Consider the following 18,016-nt stretch of genomic DNA (forward strand, 5'->3'; position numbering starts at 1 on the left):
TGATTAGCTCAAATTGTTTTGCTGGCATCAATTTTGATGTCCAAAATTTTGTTTCGTTCACTAACGAAGTTAGCTAGTAAAAACTATATTGATTACGTTTTGCTTGTTCAGTTTTCAAGGTTCATTTTGTCGCCGTTTGTTTTTAGCGACTTTTACATAATAACATTTTCTTTTTTCGTTGTCAACAACTTTTTTCGAAATATTTTATCTTCTTTTAGAAGCGACAACTTTTATATCATACTATTTACAAATATTCTTGTCAACACTTTTTTGTAATGTTTTTAAGAAGTTTGTGTTAATAATGTTACGTCGTCTTAGCGACAAGTAATAATTTATCACGATTCTATAACCTTTGCAAGTGTTTTTTTATAAAAATATCAAATTATATTAAAAACCTTTATATAATTATACTTTATAAATTAGAAATTCGAAAACCTTCCTATATATACGCCCAATTTTTTTATTGTCCTATTAATTCTACTTTCTTTCTAAAACGTGCATCTTTCTTTACTCGAATGCCTAGCTTTACATAAAAGATTATTCCTAAAATAAATGCGTTCTTATATAAAACAAGCCTCATCCCTCTTTCTCGTTTTCATTATAGAAATTTCTATTTGCTTTAAATCTAATGCCATTGTTCTTCGCTTTCCACTGTAGCTTAACCAACACTACAGTGGAAAACAGCAAGAAACGAAACAAAAATATAAATTCTAAAACGGAAAGAAAAATGGAACTGCAAGCATCATCACAATAAACATAATAACTTGTAAAGGTACGCCAATCTTTACAAAATCCATAAATTTATAGCCACCAGCAGTCATAACTAACGCATTAGTAGGTGAGGCAATCGGCGTGGCAAATGCCATACTTGCTGCTACTGCTACACCAATCATAAAGGTTGTAGGATTTGCATCCATTGCAATCGCTGCGTTCATAGCAATCGGTGCAAACAAAACAGCGGTTGCGGTATTACTAATAAATTGACCAAAAATAACTGTTAGTACATATATGCCTATCAGTACCCCATAAGGGCCATATTTACCAAGAACATCAATTATGCCGTTTGATAAGATAACCATGCCTCCTGTTTTCTCTAATGCTGTAGCCATCGGAAGCATCGCCGCAACGAGTACAATACTTTCAAAATTCATATTGTTATACGCATCTTCCATATTTCGCAAACAGCCAGTTATAATCATCAATACTGCCCCAACCATAACGGAAATAACAGCAGGGAATACTTCAAAAGCCATGAGCCCAATCATCAGCAGCATAATCGCACCAGCTATTCCTGCTTTACCAGTTGCCGCTGCAACACTCGCATGCTCTTTCGGTTGACCGACAACAACAACGTCCTGTGTCTCTCGAGCGAGCACTAATATTTCATCCCATGCGCCTTGTACTAAGATGGCATCCCCAAATTTCAACTTATGCGTCACCATATCTTGAAGCTTATAGCCACCTCTATGGTTAATGCCAATAATATTGAGATTATACTTTTCTCGGAATCCTAGTGAACTGACCGTCTCATTAATAAAACTTGAATTTGGTGTTAATAGTACTTCCGCAATACCAAGATGCTTTGTTACCAACTCATCCGCTTCATTCTCAGTCAATTCTTGCATCACTAAACCGTAATCTGCAGTTAAATTACCAATCGCCCCTTCCTCACCTTGTACATAGAGCTCATCTAAAGCATGGATAACACTCGTTGGCCCTGCCATTTCTTGATAAGTCATCGGGAGTAAATTGATTCCATCTTGTGATTTACGGTGAATTTTCATCATACAAAGTCCATACTTTGCGGGAAGCTTTAATTCTGCCAGTGATGTTCCTATAATTGTAGAATCCTCAGGTACAAACACCTTAAATAATCGATTGTTTAAATCATATTGCTTCATAATTTTCTTTGGCGAGAGCTTATAGCCAGTAGATGTTTGCGTTCTTTTTTTATCATTTGGTAACAGAATATTACGCACAAGCACCAAATATAAAATACCAACAATCATCCCAACTAGGCCAATAGGCGTCACCTCAAAAAAACCAAGCTTCGGATAGCCTTGATCGACTAAAAGCTGACTGACAATTAAATTTGGCGGGGAAGCAATTAATGTCATTAAGCCCGATAAACTAGCGACATAAGAAAGAGGTAATAAAAACTTTGAAGGACTTTCCTTCATACTAATCGCGATGCTGACAACAATCGGCATCATCAAGGCAACTGTTCCCGTATTACTCATAAAAGCACCTACAGAGCCTACAATAATAAGCAATAGTATAAATAACTTGAGCTCGCTATTACCTGACCATTTCAATAATAGTTGTCCAGCCATTGCTGCAAGACCCGTACGCAAAATACCAGCACCAACTACAAAAAGGCCAGCAATCATTAGCACAACCGAATTTGAAAAGCCTGCCAAAGCCTCTGCTGGTGTTAAAATATCAGCGATAACAAATGCGAGAAGAGAGACAATAGCAACAAAATCTGCACGCACTCGATTCGTCATAAATACAATAATCGTCATTCCTAAAATAAGAAATGTTAATGTTAGCTGCACGCGAAGCATTCCTTTCTAACGATAGTAACAACTACATTCTATACGAAAAAAAGCATAAATAACGGAATTCTCCCTATTTATGCTTTTTCTGTAATATTTAATTGGTAAATATATGCACAACTGAGATTAATCGTTCACCAAAACTCTTTATTTATTACAAAAGAATACCATGACGCACTACGACTTGCCCTTTTTTAATCACAGTATTGGTATGATTCATGCCGTAAAAGTATTGTAGCTGTTTGTAATTGGCAACATCCAATATAATAACATCCGCTTGTTTACCCGCTTCAAGCGTACCAATCTGGTGGCCTCTGTTCAATGCATGCGCAGCATTAATGGTCGTAGCAGTGATTACTTCTTCTAATGTCAACCCCATATGCATACAAGCTAAATTCATTATAAATGGCAAACTCATTGTCGGCGAAGAACCAGGGTTAAAGTCTGTTGAGATGGCTACTGGCACTCCTTCATCAATCATTAACCTGCCTCTAGCAAACGGTGCGCGTAAGAAGAAGGCAGTGCCAGGTAGCAAGACGGCAATTGTTCCTGCTTCAGCCATATTTTGAATACCTTCATCCGAAGCAACTAACAAATGCTCTGCCGAGATAGCTCCCACATCAGCAGCTAATTCCGCACCGTTATACGGCTCTATTTCATCAGCATGAATTTTCGGTGTTAGTCCAAGCGCTTTACCCGCCTCTAAAATGCGTCTAGATTGCGCTGGTGTAAATACGCCTTTTTCACAAAACACATCATTGAATTCTGCAAGCTCTAATGCCGACACTTTTGGCAACATATCATTAATAATAATGTCGACAAATTCATCTTCTCGTCCTTTAAAATCGCGTGGTACCGCATGTGCGCCCATAAAGGTACTGATGACATCTACCACATGTGTGTCCTGTAGCTTTTTAGCTACTTCCAGTTGTTTCTTTTCCGTTTCCCAATCCAGACCGTAACCTGACTTCGCTTCCACAGTAGTCACACCATGCTTTAAAAAAACATCTAAATGGTGCATCGTTTTTTCATATAACGCTTCAAAACTTGTTTCTCGTGTGCGCTTTGTTGTAGCATGAATGCCTCCACCTGCATTCATAATGTCCATATAAGTGGAGCCGTTAAGTCGCATATTAAATTCCTGCTCACGTGTACCGCCATGCACTAAATGTGTATGGCAATCCACAAGACCTGGCATGACAATCTTTCCAGATGCATCTATAACCTCTGCTTCCTCCACTAAATGAGGGAAATCTATAACTAACTGCTCATAAGCCCCGACAGCGACAATCTGACTTCCTGCTACGAGCACACTTCCCTTTTCTACAACGGCAATCTCTCGCATTTGTTCTTTTATTCGAGGCCCTTGTAAAGCGCTTTTCAAAGTAATGACTTCATTTGCATTTTTAATTAAAAGGGTCATTTCACATCATCCTTTAGCATTGGCATATGGACACCTTTATTCTTTGCTGTATTGATAGCAATGTCATAACCTGCATCTGCATGCCGAACAATGCCCATTCCAGGGTCTGAAATCAACACGCGCGCTATTTTCTCAGCCGCTAGTGTTGATCCATCAGCAACCAACACTTGACCTGCATGCTGTGAATATCCCATTCCTACACCGCCACCATGGTGAACACTTACCCAGCTAGCTCCACTCGCTGTGTTAACAAGTGCGTTTAAAATCGGCCAATCGGATACTGCATCTGAACCATCCAACATTCCTTCTGTTTCGCGGTTTGGAGAAGCCACCGAGCCAGAGTCTAAATGATCCCGTCCGAAAACAATTGGTGCAGATAACTCGCCATTTGCTACCATTTCATTCACCTTCAATGCAAAGCGATGGCGATCACCATACCCTAACCAGCAAATACGTGCAGGTAGTCCCTGCCATTTCACCATTTTTTGCGCCATATCAATCCAATTGACAAGACCTTCATCTTCAGCAAACATTTCTTTCGCTAAAGCATCTGTTTTATAAATATCTTCCGGATTACCAGAAAGTGCTGCCCAACGGAACGGCCCCTTGCCCTCACAGAACAATGGACGAATATACGCTGGTACAAAGCCTGGGAAGTCAAAAGCATTTGTCACACCCATCTCTTTTGCGTAAGCACGAATATTATTACCGTAATCAAATACTTCAGCACCCGCCTGTTGAAATTCAAGCATTGTACGAACATGCTCTGCCATCGTTTCTTTCGCCTTTTGCTCATACGTTTTGACATCATTTTTCCGTAACGTTAACGCTTCTTCAAACGTCATACCATTCGGTACATAGCCATTGATAGGGTCATGCGCAGATGTTTGGTCTGTCACAAAATCTGGAATGATACCTCGGTTTAACAATTCACGGTTAACATCTGCACAGTTGCCAACTAGCCCGATTGACGCTGGCTCCCGTTGAGCACGGAGTTGATTGACTAATGCCACCGCTTCATCTACTGTCTCAACAAGATAATCACAGTAGCCTTCTTTTATTTTTCGTTCAATACGAGCACGTTCCACTTCGACTACTAAAATGACTGCCCCTGCCATTTTCCCAGCTAAAGGCTGTGCACCACTCATACCACCCATACCACCAGTAAGAATAAATTTCCCGCGTAAGTCCGCACTACCAAACACTTTCTTTCCAGCCTCTACAAACGATAAATATGTTCCTTGTAAAATACCTTGAGCACCAATATATATCCAACTACCAGCAGTCATTTGACCGTACATCATTAAATCACGGTCCTCTAGCTCATAGAAATGCTCCCAATTGGACCATGCAGGCACTAAGTTTGAATTGGCGATTAAGACGCGCGGTGCATGTTCATGCGTACGGAAGACAGCTACTGGCTTTCCTGATTGAATAAGCAATGTTTCATCATTCTCTAATTCTTTTAAAGAAGCAATGATTTGTTCATAGCTTTGCCAATTCCGCGCCGCTTTTCCTATTCCTCCATACACAATAAGCTCATTAGGATTTTCAGCAACTTCAGGATCTAGATTATTCATTAGCATGCGCATCGCCGCTTCCTGTGTCCAACCTTTACATGTTATTTCATTCCCTCTTGGTGCACGAATATTAGTTTTATATACCATTCAAAACACGCTCCTTTAAAATAGTAAAAATGCTATTGGTGTTACAATTATTAAAGATAAGACGACACGCTCAAACCAAATTAGCAAGATTTCACGCAATGTCAATGGAATTTCTGATGATAAGATCAGTGGAATCACAGCAGAAAAGAATAATATTGAAGAAATAGATACGACAGACACAATAAATTTCGTTATCAATGTTGCTTGTGTGACAACAAGTGCTGGTAAAAACACTTCCGCCAACGATAAAGACAATGCTTTCGCTGTTAAAAATGGTTCTGGAACTTGTAATACATATGTAAAAGGAACAAAAATATACGCAAGCCAATCAAAAACAGGCGTATATGTTGCGAGTACAAGCCCTAGAAGACCAATTGATAAAATAGAAGGCATAACAGCCATTGCCATCACAAGGCCATCTTTTAAATTCATCCATAAAATTTTTGCTAACGGTGGATTTTGCTCAACCGCCACCATCGCTTGACGCCACGCTTCTTTAAAACGATTTTGCATCACTATTTTTTCTGGCATCGGTGTCGAGCCTGCAAAGTATTCATCCTTCATTGAACGCAGTGGATACATACGTGCTGTTATTGCCGTAACTAGAAATGTCACAACGAGCGATACCCAAAAAAATGTATTCCAATGTGGCATAATATCGAGCGTGCTTGCAATGACAACCATAAATGTGGCAGATACAGTTGAAAAGCCTGTTGCAATAATTGCGGCCTCCTTCGCTGTATAACGACCTTCCATATAGACACGGTTCGTTAAAAGTAACCCGACTGAATAACTGCCAACAAATGAGGCTACTGCATCCACTGCCGAACGACCCGGCGTCTTAAAAATAGGTTGCATAAAACGCTGTGTTAAAACACCAATAAATTCAAGTAACCCAAAGCTAACAAGAATAGCTAAAAATAAAGAGCCTATCGGAATAAGCACCCCTACTGGCTTAATGAGTTTCTCCATTAAGTAAGGACCGATATTTTCATTGGCAAGCCATGCAGGAGCAACATTAAAAATTAATAAAACCCCAGCTACCATGCCACCTACTTTAAAAATTGACAACAGCATATCGATTGACGACTTTTTCCACTTATTAGAAATAAATGGATAGATCGCTCCGCCAACAAGCATCATAACCACATAAACAGTGACAAGCGAGGGTGCTTCTGTACGAATATAATTCACAATATGATCGATTAGAATCGTGTTTTTCCCATGCCATTCAAACGAAATGAAAAAGCTGAATATTCCGACTAAGCTACAGATAACCATCTTTATAATTGAGGAAACTCTAAATGGCGAGTCGTGTCTCAACGCCTGTTGCTTATAATCCATCACAGTCCTCCTTGTTTATTTATAGCAAACCAGACACCCGATAGTGCCCACCAAATTCATTTAAGTAATAGAAGAACTTGGCGGGAACATAAAGGATGTTATGCAAGAAGCTTAGATGCTCTCATTTAATAGAACATCACTTGCTAATAAGTACTTCGCTAATGCTTCAATTTCGTCACCAATAGGTTGATCTGCCAATAAAGGCGGACAGAATTCACGCACTTTTTCTAAATACTTTCTTGTTGTTGGCGATAACTGCTCTTCCGCCTTATCTAGATGGATTGCTTGCGATGCACAAATCATTTCTATTGCAATTACCCGAGCTGCATTGTGGACAATTTGTCGCACTTGACGAGCGGATGTTGTCCCCATACTGACATGATCTTCTTGATTCCCCGATGTAGGTATAGAATCCACACTTGAAGGATGTGCTAGCACTTTGTTTTCCGACACAAGCGAAGCAGCCGTATATTGTGCAATCATCAGTCCACATTCAATGCCAGGATTTGTTGCTAAAAATGGTGGCAAACCATCATTAAGTTGCGGATTGACCATGCGCTCTGTACGTCTTTCGGAAATATTAGCCCATTCACTGACCCCAACCTTTAAAAAGTCCATAGCTAATGCTATCGGTTGACCGTGAAAATGACCTCCTGACAGAACTTCTCCATTTTCTAAAACGATAGGATTGTCTGTCGTAGCGTTCATCTCTATTTGCACACGCTGCTCCGCATAGAAAAATGATTGCCATGATGCCCCGTGTACTTGGGGAATGCATCGCAGAGAATACGCATCCTGCATCCTTATTTCCCCCTGCTTGGTCACGCGTTTACTGCCATCAAGCCATTTGCGAATACGCCCTCCTACCAACTCTAATTCTGGATGTGGTCTTACAGCTAATAGTGCCGGATCAAATGCAGACGTAATCCCTTTTAACGCCTCTAATGACAGACTCGCAGCCATATCCGCGGCAAGCCCAATACGCTCCGCCTCGTTTAATGTCAAAACGCCAATACCAGTCATTGCTTGCGTACCATTTACTAGCGCCAATCCTTCCTTTGCCTGTAATCGCACAGGTGTTAAGCCTGCTTTCTGTAATGCGATGTCACCTGACACAAGCTCGCCCTTAAATTCAGCTTTCCCTTCACCTACAAGCACTAATGCTAAATGCGATAATGGTGCTAAATCTCCACTTGCTCCAACTGACCCTTGGGATGGCACGATTGGATGTACCCCTTTATTGATGCAGTCTAGCAATAATTGCAATGTTTCTTGTCGAATACCAGAAAACCCACGTGCTAATGCATTTGCGCGTAAAATCATCATCGCACGCACGACATCCGTTGGAAATGGCTCGCCAACACCTGTTGCATCTGAACGAAGTAAATTTAATTGCAGTAACTCAATATCTGATTCTTCAATTCGTATATTACTTAACTTGCCAAACCCAGTATTGACACCGTAAATTACTTGCCCCTCTGCTAAGCGTTTTTCAATTCTTTCTCTACTTGCTCGAACACGTTCCGTACTGTCAGCAGATAATACGACTGAAGCCTGCCCCCTCACGATTTTCTCAATTTGTTGCCTTGTTAACGTATTGCCATCAAGTTCGATGATTGTTTGCATACGATATCCCCCTATCCTTAACAGCTTATGTAAATGTATTTGTATAAAAAAAGAATTTCTCTATATCCATTGTACAAACTACCTTTTTCAGAAAATATAGAATTTTAAAAGAGAAAACAGGAATTATTTCAGATTTTTATGTTATTTTTAATAATATAATCGTATTTTTTTACGAAACAGGATTTTTTTAAGAAAGGTTGATTGAATGAAATTATTATTAATTGATCGAGATCTTACAGAACTTTCGGGCATTCGTTGGTTTTTGCATACATACTTTCCAGGAGATTTATCAATTGAGTTGTGCTCGACTATTTCCGAGGCCGCAAAAAGCATTCAACAATTTGTACCAGAAGTTATTTTGTTAAATATCGACATGCTACCGAATAATCGTTTAACAGCTCTTTACGGGCTTTTACAAAAACACTCAGGCAAAATCCTAGCCATCACCACAGAGCCGTTATTTAAAAACGCATTAAAAGCAATAGATTTACAGGTGGCGCATCTTTTTGTAAAACCAATTGATTTAGAAGTTTTAAAGCAAAAGCTTAGTGCTATTTCGCTTCATACACCTCAAGTCCCAAAAGTTAGTGCTGATGCTAAAGATGAATCTTTTTACTACCAATTATTTTTAGAAAACACAACTAACTCATTAACAACCGATATCCAGTTCACGATGATTGAACCTGAGCATCCAGAAACATTAAATAAATTGTTCATTTGGCTTCAACAAACACCGTTTTATTATCAAATGAGCATTTACCCATTATCAGATACAATCATTTGCCTATTTCAAACAAGCGATTTAAAAATTATTGAAAAAGATATACGAACTTTGCTAAAGGAATGGCAAATGACGAATAACGGCGCTCTGAATATTGGCGTTTATGATGGTGCGCCGACAACTTTAAAAGAAATGTATGCTTTAACAAAGCGAGCCCTACTGCAAAGCTTTTATGAAGGCTACGGCCATATTTTTTATGCAACGAAACAATACCAAACACACCCCCTCGACCCTTTACTAACACCAGAGGAACAACAACTACTTATTAAAAGTTTAGAGGAAGGTAATATTGAAGCAGTAAAAGCGTTCTTATATCGCTTATCAAATGGAGGCATCTATTACGAGCAAGATGATTTGCGCATCCACCTTACCAGTGTATTGGCGCAAATCCGCCGATTTATGTTGAAATACAAACTGCATGAAAAAGCTGCTCTCGAGCAAAATTATCGCCAACTTTTTCATTTGATTATTGAACACCCTATATTCTATACAATTCTCAATGGCATTATTTTATTCACACAGCGACTTATTGAATTGGCACGTGAGGCTCGAATGGAGAAGAAAGCAGACTATGTGGAATTAGCTTTAGAAATAATCGATCATCAATATCATAATCTCGAACTATCCTTACCATTTATCGCGAATAAGTTAGGTATTAGCCCCAATTATTTAAGTACAATATTTTCACGAAAACAAGGCCAGCCATTTAAACGCTATTTACAGCAAGTTCGTATTCAAAATTCAACTAAAATGCTTATTGAAACCGATTTTGCCATTAGTGAAATTGCGCTGTTAAATGGCTTTGATGATCCAAATTACTTCAGCAAATTATTCAAACAGCTCATAGGGACTACACCCAACCGCTATCGAAAGGGATGGAAAAACCAAGGAAGGATTATATAAGCGTAATTTTCATTTAGACTAACACATTTTCAATATCAATATTAAATAAGAAGGATCTCCAATTATACTTTGTCTTTAATCTTATATACTTGCAAACCACTTATTCCTTTAAAACAACCGTAAAAACTATAAAAAAAGTGAAAATACTCTAAAAAACTATGTATATCGGTTGACAGCTATACATATATTTATATTTTATATCTTGCTAGATAAATTCTTTAACAATAATTATTATAATGTACTAGCAATTCTATTTTATATTTGTTATAGTTATTTACGAGGAGTTTGACTCACAATATTTTTCAGGAGGTAAACTAATATGACAAACGCAAATGATCGTAGCCGTCGTTTCACAACAGCAGGTGGTGCTCCAGTAGTAAGCAACCACGACTCTATGTCTGCAGGTCCTCGTGGTCCTCTTTTACTTCAAGATGTATGGTTAGTTGAAAAATTAGCAAACTTCAACCGTGAAGTTATTCCAGAGCGCCGTATGCACGCTAAAGGTTCAGGAGCATTCGGTACATTCACTGTGACACATGATATTTCTCAATATACGAAAGCTAAAATCTTCTCTGAAATTGGGAAGAAAACACCAATGTTCGCTCGTTTCTCAACTGTAGCGGGAGAACGCGGTGCTGCAGATGCAGAGCGCGATATTCGAGGCTTTGCATTGAAATTCTATACAGAAGAAGGTAACTGGGATTTAGTTGGTAATAACACGCCTGTATTCTTCTTCCGTGATCCGTTACACTTTACAGATTTAAACCACGTAGTAAAACGCGATCCACGCACAAATATGAAAAACGCAAACTCTAACTGGGATTTCTGGACTTTATTACCAGAAGCGTTACACCAAATTACGATTGTTATGTCTGACCGTGGTATTCCAACAGGTTATCGTAATATGCATGGTTTCGGCTCACACACTTACAGCTTCATCAATGCACAAAATGAGCGTGTATGGGTGAAATTCCACTTCCGTACAGAGCAAGGCATTAAAAACTTAACAGGTGCGGAAGCAGCTGAAATTATCGGTAAAGACCGCGAATCTTCACAACGTGACTTGTACGAAGCTATCGAACGAGGCGATTTCCCAAAATGGAAAATGTACATTCAAGTCATGACAGAAGAACAAGCGCGTGAATTACCTTATAACCCATTCGACTTAACAAAAGTTTGGTACAAAAAAGACTTCCCACTAATTCCAGTTGGCGAATTCGAGTTAAATAAAAACCCTGATAACTACTTTGCAGAAGTAGAACAATCATCGTTTGCACCATCTAACATTGTGCCTGGTATCAGCTACTCTCCAGACAAAATGTTACAAGCTCGTATTTTTGCATACGCAGATGCAGCTCGCTATCGCTTAGGCGTAAACCACCACAGTCTGCCTGTAAACGCACCAAAATGCCCATTCCGTTCATTCCACCGCGATGGCGCTATGCGTTTTGATGGCAATCTCGGTTCTACATTAAGCTATGAACCAAACAGCTATGGTGAATGGGAGCACAATTTAGACTATAAAGAGCCACCATTACGTATTGATGGTCATGCTGATATCCACGACTTCCGAGAAGATGACAATAACTACTTCGAACAACCGGGTAAATTATTCCGTCTGTTATCTGCGGAAGAGCAACAACGCTTATTCGAAAATACAGCAAATGATATGGCTTCAGTTGAAGAATTCATCAAACGTCGCCACATCTTACACTGCTATTTAGCTGATCCAGCATATGGTGAGGGTGTAGCGAAAGCAATGGGTCTATCATTAGAAGGCATGGATCTCTCAAATCCGTATGTAAAAAACCAAGAAGTAAAACAAGTAGCAAACATCTAATATTTCCCTATATTGATATCCAATAATGCTTGCAGTCATTGGCAAGTAGACAAAAGGTAGCGAGAATGCATTTCTCGATGCCTTTTGTCATTTTTACTTCGTTATTTTGCTAGTTCCAATGAGTTTTCCCAATAAGCTTTATAACAGTAGCTACATCGGAAGACTATCGTACATATTTCAATCTTCCTTCGTTCTAAAGCTTTCGCATCTGTCACTTAGACTATCATTACCGTTTACTATTCAGTAGATTGGCGCAAGCTGCCTCAACTGACTTAAAGGTAACTTCCCCACTCACTGAATAAGTAATATGCAGTGGAATTCAATTTTTTATTGTTTCCTTTTACTATGTATATCTGTCATCGTCATATAGGTGTTCTTGTATACCATTTATATGAAAATTCCACAACTTTGTACTGTTCTTATTTCTAATGTCACTAAAATTTTTTGGGCATTGATACGTGACAACTATTACAAAACTGGAATGGAGGAAAAAGATGTCGATTCGAAAGAAACTATATATTGGATTTAGTACAATCATTCTTTTATTACTAACTATTTCCTCAATCGCTTACTACCAACTGAATCACATAAATAATTTAAATAAAGACTTATTTGAAAACCGTGTTTATAAGCTTATTCAAGTCGATAAAATTGTCATTGCTTCTTCAATGCAGAGCAACTATCTTCGTTCATATATTCTCGAACCCAATGAAGCAACCATTAAAAAGCTCGAGGAACAAGAAAAGATGCTTCAAGACAAGGTGGAGGAGTTAGAAAGGTTATTCACTTCTAAAACGACACAAAAGCAAATGGACGTTATTAAAGCCAATCAAGCGATTTTCGAAAAAGCTGCACAGGAAATTATTAATACATACAGTCCCGATAATTTACAACCTGCCATTGACATTCTTCGAACAAAAGCACGCCCTGCTGCTGCTGCAATCCAACAAGCCGCACATGAAATTGCATTTTACGAGGAAAGACAAGTACAGTTAGCACGTGCTGAGTCGTCAAAAGTGGAAAATATAAGCTCATCGATTATCTTAATTCTCGCTGCCTTTTCTACAAGTTTAGCCTTTCTCATCGCCTTCATTATGACAAGGATTATTACAATGCCTGTCAATCGCCTAGCTAAGGCAGCAAATATCATTGCTACCGGTGATTTACGTCAAGAGGATGTGAAAGTAAAGACAAAAGATGAGATTCGAAAGTTAGCCGATTCATTTAATGTAATGAAAGCAAATTTGCGCTCTCTCATTGATAATATAGCGATAAATGTAGAACATACTACTACAAGTGCAGGAGAATTAGCCGCAAGCACTGACGACGTTACTTCTTCTTCAAATGACGTTGCCAAACGCGTAGAAATAATGGCACAAGGCGGTAGTCAGGCTATAGTGACAGGGCAAGAAACCGCCATGGCCATGGATGAAACTGCACGTGGAGTCCAACGTATCGCTGAAGCCACACAGATGCTTCATACGAAAGCGCTCGATACACAAAGCGTTGCTACTAATGGCGAAAAGATGTTGCAAAAGACCGAAAATCAAATGATGGTTATTCAACAATCTTCAGATAAGACAAATGAGCTTATTAAACAGTTAAGTACGCAATCGACTGAAATTGAAAATATAACGAAAGTCATTACTGAAATTACTGATCAGACCAACCTACTAGCTTTGAATGCTGCCATTGAAGCAGTGAGAGCTGGCGAACATGGACAAGGATTTGCCGTCGTTGCAGATGAAGTACGTAAATTAGCGGAGGAATCCAAAATATCAGCCAACCAAATCATTAACTTAATTAATGATATTCAGCAAAATACATTGGAAGTCGAAAAAGCGGTGAGCGTTACAGTACAAAATATTGATGAAGGCGTTTCTTACATTCAACATGCGCAAAACGCCTTTAATGGCATTATGGGCGCAATTGAAGATATGGCATCCGAAATAGAAGACGTTTCTGCTTCTACTCAACAAATTTCTGCAAGTACTGAAGAGGTTGCTGCATCTGTCAATGAAATGTCTGCGGTGGCAAAAAACGTGGCAGAACAATCCGAAACGATTTCAAGCGCAATTGAAGAACAAACATCCACCATCCAAGAAATGAACGCTGTTGCACAATCTTTAAACGATGGGGCTACCACCCTTCAAGAACATATAAATAAATTTAAAGTCTAAAAAGCTAAGACAAAAAAGTGTTAGATTGATTGCAGTCAATCTAACACTTTTTGCTACTATGGTGAATCGGATGTTGTCCGTGGTTTAATCTGCGATTTCTTTTGTTACTGATACAATCGGCTACCAGCGTTTTTAAACTCTTGAGCCTTTTCCTTCATTCCTTGATGGATAGCTTCTGTCGTATTTAAATCTTTTTCTTTAGCATAGTTACGAATATCTTGAGAAATTCTCATGCTGCAAAACTTAGGTCCACACATTGAGCAGAAATGGGCTGTTTTTGCTCCCTCTGCGGGTAATGTTTCATCGTGATATTCTACTGCGCGTTCTGGGTCTAATGATAAGTTAAACTGATCGCGCCAGCGGAACTCAAATCGCGCTTTGGATAGCGCATCATCTCTTTGTTGTGCCCCAGGGTGTCCTTTCGCTAAGTCAGCCGCGTGTGCCGCAATTTTATAGGTAATGACTCCTACACGAACATCTTCTCGATTCGGTAATCCTAAATGTTCTTTCGGTGTCACATAACATAGCATCGCTGTGCCAAACCAGCCAATCATCGCTGCGCCAATGGCAGATGTAATATGGTCATAGCCTGGCGCGATATCCGTTGTAAGAGGCCCCAATGTGTAAAAAGGTGCTTCTTTGCAAACTTCCAATTGTTTGTCCATATTTTCTTTAATGAGATGCATCGGTACGTGCCCAGGTCCCTCTACCATTACTTGTACATCGTGCTTCCATGCAATTTGCGTTAACTCTCCTAACGTATCAAGCTCCGCAAACTGTGCCTCATCATTGGCATCAGCAATTGAGCCTGGGCGTAAACCATCCCCTAATGAAAAAGCAACATCATACGTTTTCATAATTTCACAAATTTCTTCAAAATGAGTATATAAGAAGTTTTCTTGGTGATGGAATAGGCACCATTGCGCCATAATCGAACCACCACGCGACACAATGCCCGTTACGCGATTAGCTGTGAGTGGTACATAACGAAGCAACACGCCTGCATGAATCGTAAAGTAATCCACCCCTTGTTCAGCTTGCTCGATCAACGTATCACGATACACTTCCCATGTTAAATCCTCGGCTACACCATTGACCTTTTCGAGTGCCTGATAAATTGGCACAGTTCCTACAGGTACAGCTGCATTACGAATAATCCATTCGCGGGTTGTATGAATATGCTTGCCAGTAGATAGATCCATAATATTATCTGCGCCCCATCGTGTAGCCCATGTCATTTTTTCAACTTCCTCTGCTATAGAGGAGGAAACAGCTGAATTACCAATATTGGCATTAATTTTCACATGAAAGTTTCGGCCAATAATCATCGGCTCTGCTTCTGGATGATTAATATTGGATGGCATAATAGCACGACCTGCAGCAATTTCAGCACGTACAAATTCTGGTTCAACATGTTCACGAATCGCTACAAATTCCATTTCCGGGGTAATAATCCCTTGTCTCGCATAATGCAGTTGTGTCACGTTGCGACCTTTTTTTGCACGTAATGGTTTTCGGGAAAGCTCCGGAAAAACGTTTTCCTTCATACGAGGGTCGTCTGCTTTGCGGAAGCCATTATCCTCTGGTTTAATCGTCCGCCCTTCGTACTCCTCTACATCTCCACGTTCTTTAATCCACGCACTACGCAATGCAGGTAGACCTTTTGTAATATCCACTTTGTAAGTCGGATCCGTATAAGGACCGCTCGTATCATAAACACGCACTGGTGCATTATCTTCTTCTCCAAAACTACCCGTTGTTGGGCTTAGCTGAATTTCACGCATCGGTACTAAAATATCTGGGCGTGTTCCTTCTACATATACTTTTTTACTTCCGTCAAAACTTGTCATAATGGTAATGTTCTTTTCGCTAACTGTTGTCATATACTATTCCGCTCCCTTTTCCATAAATTTTCAAAAAAGGACCGAATCTAGCTCACGCCAATAGGTAGCATTACAAATAAAAAAGCCGAATCCAAAAATATTGGATCCGGCTGTACATGTAAGGTTTATTTATCGCAAAAAATTCTAGGAGTGCGATGTTCATTAACTTTCCCACGCTGGTATGAGCCAGATCAGGTCCAAAGGGTCAAGAAACCTCTATGCGTTTCCCTCTCAGCCCGACTCATCGGACTCCCCTAGTTATAGCTATTAAGTTTGATGATAGTGTAACAGATTTTTCTAATAGATGGAAGTTATAATTAAGATTTATCTTGCTATTATCCTCGAATGATTACGTAAATAGCAGTTCTGCTAGATAAATGACAATTGTTACTGTAAGACAGCTAACAATCGTTGAAAAAAGAACCGTTTGCGCAGCAGTTGCCGACTCAACATCATATTCTAATGCCAAGCTAGAGCTATTGCGTGAGGTCGGAAATGCACTTGCAATGAAGAGTGACTGAGCGACAACACCATCTAAACCGAGGACAAAAATAATAAGCAATGCAACTGCTGGGCCTACTACTAGACGTGTAATGCAGCTAACAAACACCGTTTTATTGAACATGGACTTGATTTCAAGCTGTGATAGTTGTGCACCCAGTGTAATAAGCGCTACGGCGATAAAGCCATCAGCTACGTGGTCAATAGGAATACGGATAAATTGTGGAATGCCAATATTAAAGAAATTCATTGCCACGCCTATTATAAGGGCATGAATAATGGGCATTTTCAGGAAGTCCTTTATGATCGCCATCCCTGATTTAGTCGAAGAGATTAAATTATATAAACCATATGTATAGGTCGTCATATTTTGAAAAATAACGAGAATCACTTGGATTGCCACCCCAATGGGCTGCGTTGCGAAAATCATTTGTGCTACTGGAATACCATAGTTGCCCGAGTTAATAAGGACAACACTATTTTTAAACACTGCCGTCTCTGTTTTCGCTAGACCAAGCCCCTTCGCTAAAAAATGACTAAGCACCATTTGACTGCCGATAAAGAGCACAATAAATAATGCCACTTCCCCCAGCACTGATAACTCCACACTTGTTTCATATAAATTCACAAATACAGCAGCTGGCATAAAACAATACGTAATGAGCTGGGATAATGCTTTTAAATTAAAAGAAAATTTCTTTTGTAAAAATGCACCAAGTACAAGCAACACTAAAATAGGGGCAACTATTTTAAAGAAAATCATACCGAGATACATCATGGAGGTGACCCCCTTTCATCTCTTTCTATAGTAAAACTGTTCACGACATGGGTCAATGCTCCCCCGCTAGTATAAGTTTACATAAAAAAGGACTGCCCCTTGCTGGGACAGCTCCTTTTTATGTTTGTAGGTTTTTGCTTTGCTCCGAGGGTATTTCACCTTATTTCGCGGGGAAATCACTCTGTTTCGCGGGTATTTTCCCTTGCTCCGCGGGTAGACCTCTCTGCTCCGCGGGGATATCTCTCTACTCCGCGGGTATTTCCCTCTGCTCCGCGGGTAAACCTCTCTGCTTCGCGGGTAAATCACTCTGCTCCGCGGGTAAATCACTCTGCTCCGCGGGTAAATCACTCCGCTCCGCGGGGAAATCACTCTGCTCCGCGGGTAAATCACTCTGCTCCGCGGGTAAATCACTCTGCTCCGCGGGTAAATCACTCTGCTCCGCGGGGAAACCTCTCCGCTCCGCAGGTAGACCTCTCTGCTCCGCGGGGAAATCTCTCTGCTCCGCGGGTATTTTCCCTTGCTCCGCGGGTAA

At 39.8% G+C, this 18,016-nt stretch carries 10 protein-coding genes and 1 riboswitch; of the genes, 3 read left to right on the top strand and 7 right to left on the bottom strand.

Translation table 11 applies throughout. The features are described 5' to 3' along the window. Window positions 1-710: 710 nt before the first annotated feature. From C9J37_RS24755 to hutH, 5 genes are all read right to left on the bottom strand, one after another. On the bottom strand, window positions 711-2,567 hold the full coding sequence (locus tag C9J37_RS24755; protein ID WP_107897536.1) for an SLC13 family permease: 1,857 nt from the start codon (window positions 2,565-2,567) through the stop codon (window positions 711-713). Window positions 2,568-2,712: 145 nt separating this feature from the next. Next, the gene (hutI, locus tag C9J37_RS24760; RefSeq protein ID WP_107897537.1) at window positions 2,713-3,981 is read right to left on the bottom strand and encodes an imidazolonepropionase; all 1,269 of its coding nucleotides are present in this window, start codon (window positions 3,979-3,981) and stop codon (window positions 2,713-2,715) included. Then, window positions 3,978-5,648 (bottom strand): urocanate hydratase, encoded by a 1,671-nt coding sequence (hutU, locus tag C9J37_RS24765; RefSeq protein ID WP_107897538.1) that lies wholly within the window; start codon window positions 5,646-5,648, stop codon window positions 3,978-3,980. The genes hutI and hutU overlap by 4 nt, the downstream gene beginning before the upstream one ends. A gap of 15 nt (window positions 5,649-5,663) precedes the next feature. Beyond that, on the bottom strand, window positions 5,664-6,992 hold the full coding sequence (locus tag C9J37_RS24770; RefSeq protein WP_107897539.1) for a YjiH family protein: 1,329 nt from the start codon (window positions 6,990-6,992) through the stop codon (window positions 5,664-5,666). A gap of 111 nt (window positions 6,993-7,103) precedes the next feature. Then, window positions 7,104-8,618 carry a histidine ammonia-lyase gene (gene hutH / locus C9J37_RS24775; protein ID WP_107897540.1) on the bottom strand — a complete coding sequence of 505 codons (1,515 nt, stop codon included), beginning with the start codon at window positions 8,616-8,618 and terminating at the stop codon, window positions 7,104-7,106. Between the two features lie 205 nt (window positions 8,619-8,823). On the opposite strand from hutH, the gene C9J37_RS24780 reads away from it, so the two are divergent. From C9J37_RS24780 to C9J37_RS24790, 3 genes are all read left to right on the top strand, one after another. After that, window positions 8,824-10,302 (top strand): helix-turn-helix domain-containing protein, encoded by a 1,479-nt coding sequence (locus C9J37_RS24780; protein WP_107897541.1) that lies wholly within the window; start codon window positions 8,824-8,826, stop codon window positions 10,300-10,302. A gap of 319 nt (window positions 10,303-10,621) precedes the next feature. Further along, window positions 10,622-12,142: a catalase gene (locus C9J37_RS24785; protein ID WP_107897542.1), complete on the top strand. Its 1,521-nt coding sequence runs from the start codon at window positions 10,622-10,624 to the stop codon at window positions 12,140-12,142. Window positions 12,143-12,636: 494 nt separating this feature from the next. Next, entirely contained in the window at window positions 12,637-14,322 is a 1,686-nt protein-coding gene (locus C9J37_RS24790) for a methyl-accepting chemotaxis protein (protein WP_107897543.1), read from the top strand. A 104-nt stretch (window positions 14,323-14,426) separates the two neighbouring features. Here C9J37_RS24790 and thiC read toward each other — a convergent pair whose 3' ends face one another. Beyond that, on the bottom strand, window positions 14,427-16,205 hold the full coding sequence (gene thiC, locus C9J37_RS24795; RefSeq protein WP_107897544.1) for a phosphomethylpyrimidine synthase ThiC: 1,779 nt from the start codon (window positions 16,203-16,205) through the stop codon (window positions 14,427-14,429). A gap of 151 nt (window positions 16,206-16,356) precedes the next feature. Further along, a riboswitch (TPP riboswitch) is annotated at window positions 16,357-16,471 on the bottom strand. A gap of 83 nt (window positions 16,472-16,554) precedes the next feature. Next, window positions 16,555-17,484 (bottom strand): AEC family transporter, encoded by a 930-nt coding sequence (locus tag C9J37_RS24800; RefSeq protein WP_024360749.1) that lies wholly within the window; start codon window positions 17,482-17,484, stop codon window positions 16,555-16,557. Window positions 17,485-18,016 lie beyond the last annotated feature (532 nt).

Source organism: Lysinibacillus mangiferihumi (assembly GCF_003049665.1).
In the GTDB taxonomy this organism is placed as follows: Bacteria; Bacillota; Bacilli; order Bacillales_A; family Planococcaceae; genus Lysinibacillus; species Lysinibacillus mangiferihumi.